General features: G+C 69.2%; 13 protein-coding genes. 9 read left to right on the top strand and 4 right to left on the bottom strand.

Annotated elements, in window-relative coordinates; all coding sequences use genetic code 11:
- Positions 1-23 precede the first annotated feature (23 nt).
- Positions 24-896: a LysR substrate-binding domain-containing protein gene (locus HALO32_RS05445; protein ID WP_151442763.1), complete on the bottom strand. Its 873-nt coding sequence runs from the start codon at positions 894-896 to the stop codon at positions 24-26.
- Positions 897-1,003: 107 nt separating this feature from the next.
- On the opposite strand from HALO32_RS05445, the gene HALO32_RS05440 reads away from it, so the two are divergent.
- Complete coding sequence (locus HALO32_RS05440) at positions 1,004-1,888, top strand: DMT family transporter (protein ID WP_151442762.1); 885 nt, start codon at positions 1,004-1,006, stop codon at positions 1,886-1,888.
- Between the two features lie 93 nt (positions 1,889-1,981).
- On the opposite strand, the gene HALO32_RS05435 is transcribed toward HALO32_RS05440, so the two are convergent.
- The gene (locus HALO32_RS05435) at positions 1,982-2,653 is read right to left on the bottom strand and encodes a GntR family transcriptional regulator (RefSeq protein ID WP_151442761.1); all 672 of its coding nucleotides are present in this window, start codon (positions 2,651-2,653) and stop codon (positions 1,982-1,984) included.
- A 169-nt stretch (positions 2,654-2,822) separates the two neighbouring features.
- Here HALO32_RS05435 and dctP point away from each other — a divergent pair, with 169 nt between their 5' ends.
- The 6 genes from dctP (at position 2,823) to HALO32_RS05405 (ending at position 9,395) form a co-directional block, all read left to right on the top strand.
- Positions 2,823-3,824: a TRAP transporter substrate-binding protein DctP gene (dctP, locus tag HALO32_RS05430; RefSeq protein WP_151442760.1), complete on the top strand. Its 1,002-nt coding sequence runs from the start codon at positions 2,823-2,825 to the stop codon at positions 3,822-3,824.
- A gap of 74 nt (positions 3,825-3,898) precedes the next feature.
- Positions 3,899-4,417, top strand: coding sequence for a TRAP transporter small permease subunit (locus HALO32_RS05425; protein WP_225809768.1), 519 nt, complete (start codon positions 3,899-3,901; stop codon positions 4,415-4,417).
- Between the two features lie 2 nt (positions 4,418-4,419).
- A complete protein-coding gene (locus HALO32_RS05420; protein WP_151442759.1) occupies positions 4,420-5,754 on the top strand; it encodes a TRAP transporter large permease in 1,335 nt (444 codons plus the stop codon).
- Between the two features lie 13 nt (positions 5,755-5,767).
- Positions 5,768-7,135: a malonyl-CoA decarboxylase gene (locus HALO32_RS05415; RefSeq protein ID WP_151442758.1), complete on the top strand. Its 1,368-nt coding sequence runs from the start codon at positions 5,768-5,770 to the stop codon at positions 7,133-7,135.
- Complete coding sequence (locus tag HALO32_RS05410; protein ID WP_151442757.1) at positions 7,132-8,649, top strand: malonate--CoA ligase; 1,518 nt, start codon at positions 7,132-7,134, stop codon at positions 8,647-8,649. Before HALO32_RS05415 ends, HALO32_RS05410 begins: the two co-directional genes overlap by 4 nt.
- Before the next feature lie 11 nt (positions 8,650-8,660).
- Positions 8,661-9,395, top strand: coding sequence for a haloacid dehalogenase type II (locus tag HALO32_RS05405; RefSeq protein WP_151442756.1), 735 nt, complete (start codon positions 8,661-8,663; stop codon positions 9,393-9,395).
- 9 nt (positions 9,396-9,404) lie between these two features.
- Here HALO32_RS05405 and HALO32_RS05400 read toward each other — a convergent pair whose 3' ends face one another.
- Both HALO32_RS05400 and HALO32_RS05395 read right to left on the bottom strand, forming a co-directional pair.
- A complete protein-coding gene (locus HALO32_RS05400; RefSeq protein ID WP_151442755.1) occupies positions 9,405-10,055 on the bottom strand; it encodes a flavin reductase family protein in 651 nt (216 codons plus the stop codon).
- Positions 10,056-10,140: 85 nt separating this feature from the next.
- Positions 10,141-10,593: a hypothetical protein gene (locus HALO32_RS05395; protein WP_151442754.1), complete on the bottom strand. Its 453-nt coding sequence runs from the start codon at positions 10,591-10,593 to the stop codon at positions 10,141-10,143.
- A 154-nt stretch (positions 10,594-10,747) separates the two neighbouring features.
- Here HALO32_RS05395 and recC point away from each other — a divergent pair, with 154 nt between their 5' ends.
- Positions 10,748-14,365, top strand: coding sequence for an exodeoxyribonuclease V subunit gamma (gene recC / locus HALO32_RS05390; RefSeq protein ID WP_151442753.1), 3,618 nt, complete (start codon positions 10,748-10,750; stop codon positions 14,363-14,365).
- Complete coding sequence (locus HALO32_RS05385; protein WP_151442752.1) at positions 14,362-18,300, top strand: UvrD-helicase domain-containing protein; 3,939 nt, start codon at positions 14,362-14,364, stop codon at positions 18,298-18,300. The genes recC and HALO32_RS05385 overlap by 4 nt, the downstream gene beginning before the upstream one ends.
- Positions 18,301-18,330 lie beyond the last annotated feature (30 nt).

The raw sequence follows: 18,330 nt of genomic DNA, 5'->3' as shown, positions 1-18,330 counted from the left end.
GACCTGTCGCTCTCCTCTCGGCCTCAACTGGGGAGGCCGGCCGGCGAAAGCTGCTCGCGAATCAGTTCGGCCAGGCGCCGCGCCGGCTCGGTGGGCCGCCGCGCGGCGCGATGCAGGGCCAGCTCCACGGCGGGCAGCGGCGGCAGGCCGCTCGACTCGTCCAGCGCACGCAGTTGCGGCGTCAACATGCTGCGAGTCACCACCACGATGGCCAGCCCCGCCTGCACCACCGGGCCCAGACCGACCATGGACTGGCTCATGTAGGCCACCCGCCAGTCGCGGCCGGCGGCGGCCAGCGCCTGCTCGGCCACTTCGCGGAAGAGGTCGGCACCCGGGGAGTAGAGCCCCAGGGGCAACGGGTCGGAGAGCGCAGGCTGGTGCTGCAGCCCCACCGCCCAGGCCAGCGGCTCACGACGGATCATCTCGCCACCCGGCGAGTTTCGCTGGCGGGTGACCAGCGCCAGGTCCAGCTCATCCGCACGCACCCGCTCCATCAGGTGGGCGCTGGTGCCGCAGGTCACCTGCAGCCGCACCTCGGGATAGATCTGATGGAACCAGGAGAATACCGAAGTGAGCAGGCTGGCGTAATCCTCCGGGATCCCCAGGTTCAGCTCGCCGGTGACCCGCCGCGCCCGCATGTCGGCCAGGGCTTCGTCATTGAGCGCCAGCAGCCGGCGGGCATGGCCCAGCAGGCGATCACCCTCGGCGGTGAAGCGCAGGCGACGACCTTCTCGCTCGTGGAGGGAGACACCCAGCGCGCTCTCCAGCCGCTGCAGCTGCATGCTGATGGTGGACTGGGTATAGGACAGGCGCCTCGCGGCAGCAGTGACGCTGCCCGTGTCGGCGATGGCCACCAGGGTCCGCAGCAGGGCGAGGTCCAGGGTCGGGGCACGCATCAAATCATCACCAACCTTGATGAAAGAGATCAAGAATGATCGTTATCGTGATGATTATGGACCGCCTAGCATAGCCTCGTCACCCACCGGGCAAGAAGGTCATCACCATGCACAGCCAGACATCCAGACTCACACGCTTACCTTGGCATGGCGCCGGCGCCGCCGGGCTCGCGGTGGTGCTCTGGGCGCTGGTGCCCCTGCTGGTGAGCGCCACCGGGGAACTGCCTCCGCTGCGCCTCTCGGCGCTGGCGCTGCTGGCCGGGGCCCTGGGCACCTTGCCCATGGCCCGCGGCCACCGGTACCCAGGGGAAGCGCTCTCGAGGGGCCATGGCGTGGTCGTCCACCTCGGCGTTCCACTGCTGATGGCCGGGGCAGTGGGCGCCAGCTTCGCCAGCCTTTCCCTGGCGCCAGTCGCCGAGGCGGCGCTGATCATCTACTCCTGGCCAGTGCTCTTCCTGCTGGCCAGTCGCTGGCTGGTGCTGCGCCGCCTGCCGCGCACCACGGTGATCGGTGCCTTGCTGGCGTTCTCGGGCGCTGCCCTGCTGGTCGCGCCCCAGGCCCTGACGGGCGGAATCTCCGGCGCCTGGGGCGGCTACCTGCAGGCGCTGGTGGCGGCGCTGTGCTGGGCGCTCTACTCCCTGACCTGCCAGATCCCGGGATATCGTCTCGGCGAGCGCATGCCACATCTGCTTCTGATCGCCAGCGTCATGACGGGCGTTGCCAGCCTGGCACTGGAGGGGGTGAGCGAGCTGCCCTCGCCCGCGGAACTGCTGGCCACGGCGGCCCTGGGCCTGGGGCCCTACGGCATCGCCATGCTCGCCTGGGATCGTGCCATGCGCGACCCGCAGGCAGGACGGCTGGGCAATCTGGCCCACGCCGTGCCGGTGCTCGCCACTCTGTTTCTGGTGCTGGCCGGCGTCACGGCGCCGGACTGGCGGCTGCCGGTGGCGGCCGTGCTGGTACTCGCCGGTAGCATGACGGCCTCGCACTGACCGCCGCGGTACTCCCGGGAAGGAGCCCTCATCCGGCAACACCGGGAGTCCTGCCAGAGTGGGGCCCGGCGGGACGCCACCTGATCGGTTCCATCAGACGGCGTCCAGCCGGGCCCCGAAGCGACGTACGCTGGAGACGAAGTCGCTGAAGCGCTCGCCCTGGATCAGGACGTGTTCGCGCAGCAGGTGTTCGGCCTCATTGGCATCGCCGCGTTCGATGGCCGCGAGGATATCGCGATGCTCGGCCAGGGAGCGGCCCATGCGCTTGCGGACCTGCAGCTGCAAGCGGCGATAGGGCTTGAGGCGCTGCTTGAGCTGACGCGCCTCCTCGGCCAGGAAGCCGTTGTGGCTGGCCGCATAGATGGCGTTGTGAAAGCCTTCGTTCTCGTAGTAGTACTCGTTGGTGTCGCCGGCGGCTTCCGCGGACTCGCAGCGCGCCAGGGCCTCGCGCAGAGTGACCAGTTCCTCCTCGTTGATGCGACGCGCGGCGAGCCGTCCGCACATGCCCTCCAGCTCCGCCATCACCTCGAACATCTCGATCAACTGGTCGAGGCCCACCCGGGCGACAAAGGTGCCCTTCTTCGGCGTCACCGTGACCAGGCCACTGGCTACCAGCTGCTGGATGGCCTCGCGCACCGGAGTGCGAGACACCTCGAAATCCTGGCACAGGGCCTCGGGATCGAGGCGCTCGCCAGGTGCCCGGCGGCCGTTGATGATGTCGTCCTCCAGGGCATCCCGGAGCCGCTGGGCGTTGGACCGTTTCATGCGGTTTCTCCCTCCTTCCCTGCGCCACTCGGGCGCTGGACACGGCAGGACTTCTACCATTGTCTAGCTCGCCCGAATTGACGCTAGTATAGCCAAAGGGCTATTGATGTATATATCAGCTGCGCTGATGAACATTACATGTCACAACAACAATATCTCTGGAGATGCCATGAAACCCTCACTCACCCCCATCGTGGCGAGCCTGGCCCTGGCCGCCATCGCCGTGAGCTCTACCGCTTCCGCCCAGACCGTGCTGCGCGCCTCCCACCAGTTCCCCGGAGGACAGGGCGATGTGCGCGACGAGATGGTGCAGATGATGGCCGACAAGGTCGCCGAGGCCGACGTAGGGCTGGAGATCGAGGTCTACCCGGGCCAGTCGCTGTTCAAGGCACGCGAGCAGTGGGGCGCCCTGGCTCGCGGCCGCCTGGACATCACCGCGCTGCCCCTCGACTACGCCAGCGGTCGCCATCCCGAATTCTCCGCCACCCTGATGCCCGGCCTGGTGCGCAACCACGAGCACGCCCAGCGGCTGAACGACTCCGAGTTCATGGACATGATCAAGGAGGTCATCCAGGAAGGCGGCGCCCGGGTACTGGCCGACGCCTGGCTCTCGGGAGCGTTCGCGTCCAGCCTGAACTGCATCACCTCGCCGGACACCGTGGAAGGGCAGAATTTCCGCGCCGCCGGCCCCGCCTTCGAGCAGATGCTGGAGGCCGCCGGCGCTTCGATCGCCTCGATGCCCTCCTCGGAGATCTATACCGCCATGCAGACCGGCGTACTGGACGCCGCCAATACCTCCTCCATGTCCTTCGTCTCCTATCGCCTCTACGAGCAGGTGGACTGCCTGACCGCCCCCGGGGAACACGCCCTGTGGTTCATGTACGAGCCGATCCTGATCTCCGAGCAGGTCTGGCAGGGGCTCGACGAGGAGCAGCAAGAGGCCCTGATGACGGCCAGCCAGGAGGCCGAGGCGTTCTTCGCCGACGAGGCCGCGAACCTGGATCAGCAGATGGTCGAGGTATTCGAGGAGAACGGCGTCGAGGTGGTCAGCATGAGCGAGGCGGACTACAACGCCTGGCTGGAGATCGCCAAGCAGAGCTCCTACAAGAACTTCGCCGATAACGTCGAGAACGGCCAGGCCCTGATCGACGCCGCCCTCGCGGTGGAATGACGCCAACGCTTCGACCCGTTCGAACCTGACCGGCCGCCCCTGGGGGGGCGGCCATCCCGTCATCGGAGGGCCTCATGGAACACCCCCGCACTGACGCCACGACGCCCGGCGGGCTCGTCGGCGGCTATATACGCCTGATGGACTGGCTCTCTTGCGCCACCGCCTACCTCGCCGCGGCGCTGTTCGTCGCCGGGGTGGTCGTCGTATGCCAGATGGTGTTCGTCCGCTACATCCTCGAGCAGAGCACTAGTTGGCAGACCGAATTCACGGTGTTTTCCGTGACCGCCGCGATGCTGATGGGCAGCCCCTATGTCCTGCTGACCGGTGGCCACGTTGCCGTTACCGTGCTGCCCGACGCCCTGTCGGGCCTGCCGCGCAAGCTGATGCGTCTGGCTGCCTCCCTGGTCGGTCTCGGCTTCTGTGCCGCCCTGGCCTACGCCTCCTGGGTCTATGTCGCCGAGGCCTGGCATGGCGAATGGACCACCGGCTCCGTATGGAACCCGCCGCTGTGGCCGGCCGTGTTGCCCATGGCCGTCGGCATCACCCTGCTGACGCTGCAGTACGTCGCCGAAATCCTGCGCGGGGAGGAATAAGCATGGATCCCGTCACTGCCGGCATTCTCGTCGCCATCGGCCTGATCGTGTTGATGGCCATCGGCACGCCGATCGCCTTCGCCCTGGGCGCCATTTCCCTGATCGCCCTGGTCGCAGACCGCGGCATCGTGGAGCTGACCTATTTCGGCGAGACCTTCTTCGACCGCATTGCCGAGTTCGGTTTCGTGGCCATCCCCATGTTCATCATGATGGGCGCCGCGGTGGCCTCCTCGCCCACCGGGCGTGACCTCTATCGTTCGCTGGACCTCTGGCTCGGCAAGCTGCCCGGCGGCCTTGCGATCTCCAACATCGGCGCCTGCTCGATCTTCGCCGCCCTCTCCGGCTCGTCACCCGCCACCTGCGCGGCCATCGGCAAGATGGGCATCCCCGAGATGCGCAAGCGTGGCTATCCTGACGGCGTCGCCGCGGGCTGCATCGCCGCGGGCGGCACCCTGGGCATCCTGATCCCGCCCTCGGTGACCATGATCATCTACGGCATCTCCACCGAGACCTCGATCGGCCGCCTGTTCATCGCCGGCGTGGTGCCGGGTTTCATGCTCGCCGGCTTGTTCATGGTCTGGACGCTGATCGCCTGCAAGCTGGCCGGCGGCTATGACAATCCCATGGCTATCAATAGCGAGCAGGTCAAGCAGACGATCCGCCAGAATGTCGATGCCAACCTCAAGGCGCTGGTACGCGTGCTGCCCTTCCTGGCCGTGGTGCTCGGAATCCTCTTTGCCCTCTACGGCGGCGTGGCGACGCCCTCGGAGGCCGCCGGGGTGGGCGCCTTCATGTGCCTGGCGCTGGCCATCATCATCTACCGCATGTGGCAGGTGAAGCCCATCAAGCTGATCATGCGCGACTCGCTGCGCGAGAGCGTGATGATCATGCTGATCATTGCCGCCGCCGAGGTGTTCGCCTATGCACTGTCGTCGCTGTTCATCACCCAGACCGTGGCCGGCGCCATCGCCGACCTGGAGGTCAACCGCTGGGTGCTGATGGGAGTGATCAACGTCTTCCTGCTGGTCGCCGGCTTCTTCCTGCCGCCGGTAGCGGTCATCGTGATGACCGCACCGATCCTGCTGCCGATCATCCTCTCGGCCAACTTCGATCCCTACTGGTTCGCGGTGATCCTGACCATCAACCTGGAGATCGGCCTGATCACGCCGCCGGTGGGCCTCAACCTGTTCATCATCAACAGCATCGCGCCGGACATCTCACTGCGCAACGTGCTGATGGGCAGCCTGCCCTATGCGCTGTGCATGGTGCTGGGGATCGTGCTGCTCTGCCTGTTCCCGGGACTGGCCCTGTGGCTGCCCGACCTGCTGATGGGCTGAAGGAGTCGCCATCATGAACATGACCTTCCTGCAGGAGATGTACCAGTCGATCACTCATCGCGACGCCCTGTTGCGCCGCCGCCAGGGCGATGGGTCGCCGCCGGATCACCGCCGCCTGCTGGATGCCTGCCAGCGCCTGCTGGCGAGCGACGGCGAAGCCTCGAGCATTGCCCTGGCCAGCCGTGCCCTGGGCATGTATCAGCGCCTGGGACCGGAAGAGCGCCTGCGCTTCTTCGAGCGGCTGGCCAGCGACTTCGCCGCCGAGCCGACAGAGATCGACGCGGCCTACGCGCGCTATGCCGAGCAGCGTGACAACGACAGCCTGGAGGTGCTGTTCGAGGCCTGCGAACCGCGCCGACAGGAGCTGATCCGCCGTCTCAACCTGACCACCGGCGGCACCGTCGAGCTGGTACAGATGCGCGTGGACCTGCTAGGCCTGCTGCGCGAGCATCCCGAGCTCTCGGCCATCGATGCCGACTTCGCCCACCTCTTCGGCTCCTGGTTCAACCGCGGTTTCCTGATGCTCAAGCGCATCGACTGGGACACCCCGGCCTCGATACTCGAGAAGATCATCCGCTACGAGGCGGTGCACGAGATCCGCGACTGGAACGACCTGCGCCGTCGCCTCGATGCCCGGGACCGGCGCTGCTTCGCCTTCTTCCACCCGGCGGTCGGCAACGACCCGCTGATCTTCGTCGAGGTGGCCCTGCACAAGGGGCTACCCGACCAGATCCAGCCCATCCTGTCCGGGGAGAGTGCCGGAAAGGACAGTGGCGTGGAGGAGCCCGAGGAGGCCGATACTGCCGCCTTCTTCGGTATCAGCAACTGCCAGGCCGGCCTTCGCGGTATCTCTTTCGGCAACTTCCTGATCAAGCAGGTCGTCCAGGAGCTCAAGCAGGAGCTGCCCCAGCTCAAGCACTTCGTCACCCTCTCGCCGATGCCCGGCTTCGCCCAATGGCTGGCCGAACAGCGTGAGGATGAAACCCTGCCCGAAGCGGTGCGAGAAACCCTGGCTGAGATGCAGACGCCCGGCTGGCACGAGGACCCCGAGCGGGCCAAGCGCCTCAAGGCCGTGGTCAAGCCGCTCGCCGCTCACTACCTGGTCGACGAGAAGAACGCCCGGGGGCTGCCGCTCAACCCGGTGGCGCGCTTCCACCTGGGCAACGGCGCCGAGCTGCACCGCATCAACTGGCTGGGCGACGTCTCGGCCAAGGGCCTCAAGCAGGGCGCCGGCCTGATGGTCAACTATCTCTATGTGCTCGATGACATCGAGCGCAACCACGAAAACTACATCGCCAACGCCACCGTGGCCCGGTCGAGTGGGGTAAAAGACCTCGTCCGCAAGGCCAGGAAGCTGGCCAAGGGAGAAACCGCCAAATGAACCAGAACCTCTTTGCCACTTTCGCCCGACGCATGCGCGAGCGCGGCGACGCCGACTTCATCACCACCCGCCAGGGCCGCGGCTATCGTTACGACGAGGCCCTGGCCATCATCACGCGGCTGGCCGGCGCCCTGATCGAGCTGGGCGTGACGCCGGGCGACCGGGTGGCGGTGCAGGTCGAGAAGAGCCCCGAGGCGATCCTGCTCTACCTGGCCACCCTGCGCGTGGGCGGGGTCTACCTGCCGCTCAACACCGGCTACACCGGGGAGGAGATCCACTATTTCCTCGCCGATGCCGAGCCGGCGCTGTTCGTCTGCCGGCCAGGGGATGCCGAGAACGCGCGCAGCATCGCCGCCGATACCGGCTGCCCGCAGGTCGCCACCCTGGGCACGGCGGCCGATGGCAGTCTGATGGAGGCGGCCGAGAGGGCCACGCCCCGCGACGACATCATCGAGCGCGACGACAACGACCTGGCGGCGATTCTCTACACCTCGGGCACCACCGGGCGCTCCAAGGGCGCCATGCTCACCCACCGCAACCTCGGCTCCAACGCCGCCACCCTGGCCGAGGTGTGGCGCTTCAGCGAGGAGGACCGGCTGATCCACGCCCTGCCGATCTTCCACACCCATGGCCTCTTCGTGGCCTGCAACGTCACCCTGATGGCCGGCGCCAGCATGCTGTTCCTGCCGAAGTTCGACGCCGACGTGATCTTCGAGGAGATGCCGCGGGGCACGGTGCTGATGGGCGTGCCGACCTTCTACACGCGGCTGGTGGCCGATGAGCGCCTGACCCCGGAGATCACCGCCAACATGCGCCTGTTCGTCTCCGGCTCGGCGCCGCTGACCGCCGAGACCCACCGGGCGTTCGAGCAGAAGACCGGCCATGCCATCCTCGAGCGCTACGGCATGACCGAGACCAACATGAACCTCTCCAATCCCTACGACGGTGAACGCCGAGCCGGCACCGTGGGCATGCCGCTGCCCGGCGTGGAGTACCGCATCACCGACCGCGAGACCCATGAATCGGTGCCGAAGGGCGAGATCGGCATGCTGGAGATCCGCGGGCCCAACGTCTTCGTCGGCTACTGGCGGATGCCCGAGAAGACCCGCGAGGAGCTTCTCGAGGACGGCTTCTTCGTCACCGGCGACCTGGCGATGGTCGATGAGCGCGGCTACATCCACATCGTCGGCCGCGACAAGGACCTGGTGATCTCCGGCGGCTACAACGTCTATCCCAAGGAGGTCGAGCAGGTGATCGATGAGCTGGAGGGCGTCCACGAATCCGCGGTGATCGGCCTGCCCCACACCGACCTGGGCGAGGGCGTTACCGCCGTGGTGGTGCCCGAGCCCGGAACGAACCTGGACGAGGCACAGGTTCTCGACCACCTGCAGGGCCAGCTGGCCAAGTACAAGCAGCCCAAGCGCGTCTTCTTCGCCGACAGCCTGCCGCGCAACACCATGGGCAAGGTGCAGAAGAACCAGCTGCGCGAGCAGTACCAGGATACCTACCGCTGAGGAGCGCCCGCATGTCGCAACGGCACACCGCCCTGGCCGACATCAGGGCCCTGACCTTCGATGTCTTCGGTACCGTGGTGGACTGGCGCAGCAGCGTCATCCGCGAAGGCGAGGTGCTGGGCGAGCGCCTGGGCCTGACAGTGGACTGGGCAGCCTTCGCCGACGCCTGGCGCGGTGGCTATGTGCCTGCCATGGACCGGGTACGCCACGGCGAGCTGCCCTGGACACGCCTCGATGACCTGCACCGCATGACGCTGGACCGCCTGCTGGACGAGTTCGGCATCCGTGATGCCCTCGACGAGGCCGAACGGGAGCGCTTCAACCGGGTCTGGCACCGCCTGGATCCCTGGCCGGACAGCGTCGCCGGGCTGGCCCGCCTGCGCGAGCGCTACGTGCTGGCCACCCTCTCCAACGGCAACGTCTCCCTGCTGGTGAACATGGCGAAGCACGCCGGCCTGCCCTGGGACTGCGTGCTCTCGGCGGAGCTCGCCGGCCACTACAAGCGCGACCCCGAGGTCTACCGCATGGCGGCCCACCTGCTCGACCAGCCCCCCGAGCGGGTGCTGATGGTCGCCGCCCACCTGGACGACCTCCAGGCAGCCCACCGTGAGGGCTTTCGCACCGCCTTCGTGCCGCGCCCCCTGGAGCACGGCCCCGATGCCGCACCCGACCTCGGCGTCGATCCCTGCGTCGACCTGGTGGCCGACGACTTCCATGACCTGGCCGACCGGCTCGGCCTTCCCTAGCAGCGGCCTTCAGCCGCCGCGCTGCTGGCGGCTCATGGCACTGCCCGAAGCGGGGCGCTCCACCTCGAAGAGGTCGGTGCAGCGGGCGTAGTCGTTGCCGGCCATGCGCCCGATGGGCCTGAGGCCCTCGGCGCTGATGTGGCGGCCGTCCCAGAGGGCGTCGTCGACGTGGATCGACACCACCTCGGCCAGCACCAGGTTGCCGGCCAGCGGCTGGTCGCCGAAGCGGATGATCTCGCGCAGCCGGCAGCCGAAGGCCACCGGGGCGCCGGCCACCCGCGGCACCGTGACACCGGGCATGGCGACCTTCTCCAGGCCGGCATGGACGAACTCGTCGTCGCCGTGCTCGAGCCCCGCGCTGGTGGCGTTCATCTCCTCGACCAGCCCCTCGCCGCTGATGTGCACCACGCACTCCGCCACCTCGTCGAGGTTGCGGATAGTGTCCTTGGGATGGGCGTCGCCGTCGAGCAGCGGCGAGAACCCCAGCACCGGCGGGTTGACGCTCACCACGTTGAAGAACGAGAAGGGCGCCAGGTTGGTGTTGCCCGCCGCGTCCCGGGTCGAGACCCAGGCGATGGGGCGCGGGCAGATGCTGCCCGACAGCAGGCGGTAGATCTTGCCCGGGCTCAGACCGTGCTCCTCCAGCAGGTAGTCGTTCATGGTGTGGTCTCGCGTCAGGGGTCGGACCCGGGAGTGTCGCCCCCTTGGGGCTCGGTTGTCCAAGGGGGCGACGTCGCCGACGCTGCTACTCGAAGCTGGTGCAGACGGGCGCCTGCTCGGCGGGATCGTGGGCCACCTCGAGGCTGACGGGCTCGGTGATGGCCGTGAGGGCAACGCGCCACTGGTGGTCCAAGTTTACCGGGTCGCAGCTCCCCTCGCTGCCACCACCGAAGTTGGAGTCGACCCAGTAGTGAACGTCGTAGAGCTTGCCCTCCTCCAGCACGCCGGGGAAGGTGAAGGAGAAGGCCGGCGGCTCCTCCGGCGCCACCTGGCCGGTGTCGGTGGCGACGACCTCGCCGGCCGTCACGTCGAAGACCGCCACCTCGATGGCCTGGCCGCCATGCGGCCCGATGAAGGTACCATCACCGGAGAAGGTGAGGTCATGGCCTTCATTGGCCTGGGCAGGCACTGCCGCAAGCAGCAATGCGGCAGCGATGGAGCAAGTGGCGCCCCTGGCGACAGAAATGAAGCGTGTCATGAGATACCTCCTTTCGGGAGTTCAGTGGTCAAACAGGTCCATATCACAGCCGCTGTTACCAGCGTAGCTCACGTCGCCCCCTCCGCGGGGGAAGCCGCGGGCCCTGCCCTGTGGCAACATGCAAGACTTCTGCACCCAGCGAAGGAACCGCACCATGTCCGTCCTCGACGACGCCGCCCTGCAGCCCGGCTTTATGGTGATCCACGGCAACCGCCTGGAGTCGCTGCGCGGTCTGGCGGTGGAGTGGATGCGCCGCCATCCGCTTGGGCCGCTGGAGAACGAGACCCTCCTGGTACAGAGCAACGGCATCAGCCAGTGGTTGAAGCTGGCGCTGGCCGAGGACGAGGCCAACGGCGGCGCCGGCATCGCCGCGGCACTCGACGTCACCCTGCCGGCGCGTTTCCTGTGGCAAGCCTATCGCAACGTGCTGGGAGAAGACGCGGTGCCGCCGGTCTCGCCCTTCGACAAGCCGCGCCTGGTGTGGCGGCTGATGCGCCTGCTGCCCGCCCTGCTCGACGCCCCCACCTTCGCGCCCCTGGCACGCTTCCTGAAAGACGACAACGACCTGCGCAAGCGCCACCAGCTGGCCGAGCGCCTGGCCGACCTCTTCGACCAGTACCAGGTCTACCGGGCCGACTGGCTGGCCGCCTGGGCAGCGGGGGACGACATGATTCTCACCGCCCGGGGCGAGACCCGCCCCCTCGACGAGGCGCAGCGCTGGCAGGCCGAGCTGTGGCGTGCGCTTAGAGACGACATCGGCGAAGAGGGCCTGGCCTCCAGCCGCGGGGCGGTGCACGAGCGCTTCCTCGCGGCCTGCCGGACGCTGACGCCGGAACGCCGGCCCCACGGCCTGCCCCGCCGGGTGATCGTGTTCGGCATCTCCTCGCTGCCCGCCCAGACCCTCGAGGCACTGGCCGCCATGGCGCGGGTCAGCCAGGTGCTGCTCTGCGTGCACAACCCCTGCCGCCACTACTGGGCCGACATCATCGAGCACAAGGACCTGCTCCGTGCCGAGCGCAAGCGCCAGCAGCGCCGCCCCGGCATCCCGGCGGACCTCGCCGAGACCGAGCTGCACCTGCACGCCCAGCCGCTGCTGGCCGCCTGGGGCAAGCAGGGCCGCGACTACCTGCGCCTGCTGGACGAGTTCGACGAGCAGCAGGCCTATCGCGGCCTCTTTGAGGGCGAGGCGCTGCGCATCGACCTGTTCGACTCACCGCTGGAGAAGGGAAAAGGTGAGGCCGAACCCAGCCTGCTGCGCCAGCTGCAGGACGACATCCTCGAGCTGCGCCCGCTCGCCGAGACCCGCGAGACCTGGCCCGCCATGGACCCGGCCCGCGACCGCTCCCTGCGCTTCCAGGTCGCCCACAGCGCCCTGCGCGAGGTGGAGATCCTCCACGACCAACTGCTCGCCGCCTTCAGCGAGGACCCCACCCTCAAGCCCCGCGACATCCTGGTGATGGTGCCCGACGTCGACCAGTACGCCGCCGCGGTGCAGGCGGTGTTCGGCCGCCTCGACCCCGACGATCCGCGCCATATCCCCTTCACCCTCTCCGACCAGGCCAGCCGCCACCGCCTGCCGCTGCTGATCGCCCTGGAACAGCTGCTGCGCCTGCCGGAGCTGCGCCTCTCGGTGAGCGACCTGCTCGACCTGCTGGAGGTGCCGGCCATCCGCGCGCGCTTCGCCATCCCGGAGAGCGGCCTGCCCACCCTGCGCCGCTGGATTGAGGGCACCGGCATCCGCTGGGGGCTCGACGCCCGCCAGCGCCAGAGCCTCGACCTGCCGGAAGGCCTCACCGCCAACACCTGGGCCTTCGGCCTGCGCCGGCTGCTGCTCGGCTATGCGGTGGGCGATGCCGCCGAGGGCCACTGGCAGGGCATCGAGCCCTATGACGACATCGGCGGGCTGGAGGCGGCGCTGGCCGGCCCCCTGGTGGCCCTCATCGACACCCTGGAGGCCCAGTGGCAGACGCTGGCCGAGCCCTGCGACGTGGCCACCTGGGGCGAGCGGCTGCGCGGCCTGATGGAAGCCTGCTTCCTGGCCGAGGCCGACCAGGACCTGATGGCGCTGACCCGCCTCGAGCAGGCGCTGGACGCCTGGCAGGAGAGCGCCGAGGAGGCCGGGCTCACCGAGCCCCTGCCGCTCTCGGTGGTGCGCGAGCACTGGCTTGCCCAGGTGGACGAGGCGAGCCTCTCCCAGCGCTTCCTGGCCGGGGCGGTGAACATCGCCACCCTGATGCCGATGCGGGCCATTCCCTTCCGCCACGTCTGCCTGCTGGGCATGAACGACGCCGACTACCCCAGGGTGCAGCGCCCGCTGGACATCGACCTGATGGCTCAGGACTACCGCCCCGGCGACCGCTCGCGACGCGAGGACGACCGCTACCTCTTCCTCGAGGCGCTGCTCTCGGCCCGCGACCGACTGAGCATCAGCTGGGTGGGGCGCAGCATCATCGACAACAGCGAGCAGCCCCCCTCGGTGCTGCTCGGCCAGCTGCGCGACCACCTGGCCCGCGGCTGGCGGCTGGCCGGAAAGGCCGACGATACCGACGGCAAGGCGCTGCTGGCCGCGCTGACCACCGAGCACCCGCTGCAGCCGTTCAGCGCGGAGTACTTCCGCGAAGGATCCAGCCTTGCCACCTACGCCCACGAGTGGCGCGAGCTGCACCGCCCCGATGCCGAGCCCCCGCCGGCCCCGGCCGCGGAGCCGCCGCTGCCTCCCTACCGGCAGGAAAGCCCGCTGACCCTGGCCCAGCTGGGCAACTTCCTCAAGGCGCCGGTGCAGGCCTTCTATAACACCCGGCTCAAGGTCCACCTGGAAACGGAGGCCATGGAACGGCTCGACCACGAGCCCTTCACCCTGGACGGCCTCGACCACTGGCAGTTGCAGCACGCGCTGATCGAGGCGAGCCGCACGGCGGTGGAGGCCGGCGAGCCCCATGAGCCCGCCATGCTGGCTACCCTGGAGCGGCTCGAGCGCCAGGGGCGCCTGGCCATGGGCGGCTTCGCCGAGCAGATGCGCGACAAGCTCGTCGAGCCCATGGAGACCCTCTTCGCGGACTACCGCCAGGTGCTCGAGGCGTGGCCCCACGCCATGGACGAGCCGCTCGGTGTCTCGCTGGACCTGCAAGGGGAGCTGGGCGAGGGCCTAGCGCTTGAGGACTGGCTGGGCGAGCTACGCGTGAATGAGGCCGGCGAGCGCTGCCGGGTGCTGCTCACCACCAGCAGCCTGGTGCACAAGGGCAAGTACCACTGGAAGCACTGGCTCACACCCTGGGTGGCCCACCTCGCCGGCCAGCTGGAGGGGCCCATGACCACCCGGCTGCTCTCCCGTGCCGGCGGCGGCACCCTGGCCCCGCTGCCCGCGGACGCGGCCCGGGCGCACCTCGCCGATATCGCCGCGGCCTGGCAGCTCGGCATGGCCACGCCCCTGCCGCTGGCCCGGGACACCGCCTTCGCCTGGCTGGAGAAGGGCGGCACCCCCGATGCCATGGCCCGCTGCCTCGCCGGCAGGGCCAGCGAGGAGGACGCCAAGGCCTGGAAGGCACTGGACACCGCCTTCCACGGCAGCGGCTACAACGGCGACCACGGCGAGCGCGGCCGCGACCCCTACCTGATGCGCCAGTGGCCGGCGCTCGAGGCGCTGGTCCAGTCGTCGGAAGGTGGCGGCTTTGCCGAGCTGGCCGAGCGGCTCTACGCCCCGCTATTACACGCGGTACGCAAGCCGAGGGAGAAGAAGGGAAATAGCGACAAGGGCAAGGGAGGCCAGGCATGAGCGCACAGGACCAGAAGACGCCCCCGACCCTGGACCCGATCCACCTGCCGCTCACCGGCAGCCGGCTGATCGAGGCCAGCGCCGGCACCGGCAAGACCTTCACCATCGCCCTGCTCTATGTGCGCCTGGTGCTGGGCCCGCGTGACGAGGCCGACGCCGAGAGCTTCCCCCGCGCCCTCACCCCACCGGAGATCCTGGTGGTGACCTTCACCAACGCCGCCACCCGGGAGCTGCGCGACCGTATCCGCGCCCGGCTGGTGGAGGCCGCCGATGCATTTCTAAGTTCCCCTGAGGGTCAGACCCCAAAGTCTGCTGAGGGGTCTGACCCCCTGCTGGCCCTGCGCGACAGCTACCCCCGCGAGCGCTGGCCCGCCTGCGCCCGCCGCCTGCAGCTCGCCGCCGAGTGGATGGACGAGGCCGCGGTCTCCACCATCCATTCCTGGTGCCACCGCATGCTGCGCGAGCACGCCTTCGAGAGCGGCAGCCTCTTCTCCCTGGAGATGAACCTCGACCAGTCGGAGCTGGAGCTCGAGGTCGCGCGGGACTACTGGCGCAGCTTCTACTACGCCCTGGACGCCGAGGCCCTGGCGGTGGTCACCCGCTACTGGGAGACCCCCGACGCCCTGTCCGAGGACGTGCGCCGCCTGCAGGGCGATGCCGACCTGCTGCCCGACGCCCCGCCACCGGCCGGTGCCCTGGCCAGCATGCAGGCCGAGCGCGCACGCCAGCTGGCCGAGCTCAAGGCGCCCTGGCCCGCCTGGCTGGAGGAGCTCGCCGAACAACTGGAGACGGCCGCCACCGCCAAGGCCTTCGACCAGCGCAAGCTCAACAGCAGGAGCCGCGCCGACTGGTTGGCAAAGCTGCGAGACTGGGCCGAGGACCCCGAACTTGCCACCCCGGCGTTGACCGACACCGCCTGGAAACGCCTGACACCCGACGGCATCGCCGAGATCTGGAAGCAGGGCGAGCCGCTGGACCATCCGGCCCTGCACGCCCTGGCCGAGCTGCCCGAGCAGCTCAAAACCCTGCCCGATGCCCACGCCGACCTGCTCGCCCATGCCGTGCACTGGATGCGCGAGCGCCGCGAGCGCATGCAGCAGCGCCGCGCCGAACTCGGCCCCGATGACCTGCTCGAGCGCCTCGATCGCGCCTTTGCGGGCGACGCCGGCGAGGCGCTGGCCGCCCAGGTGCGTCGCCAGTTCCCGGTGGCCCTGGTGGACGAGTTCCAGGACACCGACCCGGTGCAGTACCGGCTCTTCGACCACGTCTACCGGCTGGCCCAGGCGCCGGATCCCGAGGACCCCAGCGCCGTCCTGCTGATCGGCGACCCCAAGCAGGCGATCTACGCCTTCCGCGGCGCCGACATCCACACCTACCTGCAGGCGCGGCGCGACACCGCCGGGCGGCACGTCACCCTGGGCACCAACTTCCGCTCGGCCACCGCCATGGTGGCGGCCGTCAACCGGGTGTTCCGCTTCACCGAATCGCACCCCGCCGGTCGCGGCGCCTTCCTGTTCCGCTCACCCCGGGGCGACAACCCGGTGCCCTTCCTGCCCGTGGCCGCGAAAGGCCGCAAGGACTCGCTGACCCGCGACGGCGCCGCGCTGCCGGCCATGACGCTCTGGCACCTTGAGTCCGGGAACGAAGCGGCTGAAGGGATGAGCAAGGGCGCCTATTTCAAGGAGATGGCCGCGCGCTGCGCCACCCGGATGGCCGAACTGCTGCGCGAGGGCCAGCAGGGACGAACCGGCTTCAATGAACCGGACGAAGCCTTGCGGCCCCTGAAGCCTTCGGACCTTGCCGTGCTGGTCAACAACGCGAACGAGGCCAGGGCGATCCGCGGCGCGCTGCTCGCGCGCGGCATCAAGAGCGTCTACCTCTCCGACAAGGAAGGGGTGTTCGAGACCCCGGCGGCCCTGGAGCTCGAGGTGTGGCTCGCCGCCTGCGGCGAGCCCGACAGCGAGCGGCGCCTGCACGCCGCACTGGCCATGCCCAGCCTGGGCATGGGCCTCCACGATCTCGACACCCTGCAGCACGACGAGCTGGCCTGGGAGGAGCGTGTGCTGCAGTTCCGAGGCTACCACCGCCAGTGGCAGCGCCAGGGGGTGCTGCCCATGCTGCACCGGCTGCTGGCCGACTTCGCGGTGCCCACCCGGCTGCTTGCAAAGCGGGACGAATCAGCGAGCGGGATGCAGCACAAGGCGCACGGAGCACAGGAAGCGAGACATAACGAGGGGTTAGGCGAGCTTTCGAGCACCGCGCAACGCAGTGATGCGCCCGCACAGCGATTCGTCCACGGGGAGCGGCACCTGACGGACCTCCTGCACCTAGGCGAGCTGCTGCAGGAAGCCAGCGCCGAGCTGGACGGCGAGCATGCCCTGCTGCGCTATCTCAGCGAGGCGCGCGCCCAGCCCCCGGCGCAGGCCGACACCCACCGCCTGCGCCTGGAGAGCGACGCCGATCTGGTGCAGGTGATCACCATCCACAAGTCCAAGGGCCTCGAGTATCCGCTGGTCTTCCTGCCCTTCATCTGCGCCTTTCGCGAGAAGAAGGCCAGCGACCTGCCGCTCACCTGGCACGATGAGGCGGGCCGCCGTCAGCTCTCGCTGGAGGCCGACGACACGGTGCTGGCCCGCGCCGACGACGAGCGTCTGGGCGAGGACCTGCGCAAGCTCTACGTGGCCCTGACCCGCGCCCGCCATGCCACCTGGCTGGGCATCGCTCCGCTCAAGGGGCTGGAGCGCAGCGCCATCGGCCAGGTGCTGACCGCAGGAGAACCGCTCTCGCCACTCTCGACAGCCGGCCTGCTCGACGCCCTCTTCCCCCTCGCCCAGGGGGCAGAGGAGACGGAGCTGGCGGTGGCGCCGGCGCCCGAGCCCGATGATCGAGTGGTGCCCATCGAGGCCCATGACGAGGCCCTGCGCGAGGCGCTCACCCCCACTCGACGCGCCCGGGAGCACTGGTGGATCGCCAGCTACTCGGCGCTGCGCCTGGGCGGCGAGCGCATCCGGGGTGGGGAGGAAGCGCCCGAGACCGCGCTCCTGCCCTCGATTTTGATAGCAGAGCCCGAGACTGCGCTCTTTATGGAAGAGCCCGAGACTGCTCTTGAAGCCACCGCGCGGGAGATGCGCGACGAGCCCCAGGACCCGGCCCAGCCTGTCCAGCCGACGAGTGACGGTTCGCTCCACCGCTTCCCCCGCGGCCCGGCGGCCGGCACCTTCCTGCACGGCCTGCTGGAGTGGGCCGGACACGAGGGCTTTTCACGGCTGGCCGCCGAGCCCGAGCGCCTGGACGACACCCTGGCGCGGCGCGCCAACCTGCGCGGCTGGCGCGAGCGAATCCCGGCGCTGCAGGCCTGGCTGCGCGGGCTGCTGGAAAGCGAGCTGCCGGTGCCGCAGGCCCCGGAAGGGCCGGTGGCGCCGCTGCGCCTCGACCGGCTGGAGAGCGCTCACTACCAGGTGGAGCTGGAGTTCTGGTTCGCCGCCCACCAGGTCGACACCGCTCGCCTGGACGCCCTCGTGAGCGCTCACACATTGAACGGCGCCGCCCGGCCGGCGCTGGAGCGCGACCGGCTTAACGGCATGCTCAAGGGCTTCATCGACCTGGTGGTGGAGCACGAGGGGCGCTTCTACGTGCTGGACTGGAAGTCCAACCACCTGGGCCGCGACGACGACGCCTACGCCGAGACCGCCATGGCGGAGGCGGTGCGCGAGAAGCGCTACGACCTGCAGTACTGCCTCTACCTGCTGGCCCTGCACCGCCTGCTCAGATCGCGGCTGCCGGACTACGACATCGACCGCCACCTGGGCGGCGCGCTCTACGTCTTCCTGCGCGGCCAGCACGCGCCCTCGCGCGGCGTGCACCGCGAGCGCCCGCCCCGTGTGCTGATCGAGCAGCTGGACGCCCTGTTTCGCGCCCCGGAGGCACAGCCATGAGTGATCGAGCAAAAACCATGCGCGACAGAG

Origin of the sequence: Halomonas lysinitropha, from assembly GCF_902500215.1 — a bacterium.
Classification (GTDB): Bacteria; Pseudomonadota; Gammaproteobacteria; order Pseudomonadales; family Halomonadaceae; genus Halomonas; species Halomonas lysinitropha.
The sequence above is the reverse complement of the archived record's forward strand: the minus strand, read 5'-3'. Positions and strand labels throughout refer to the sequence as shown.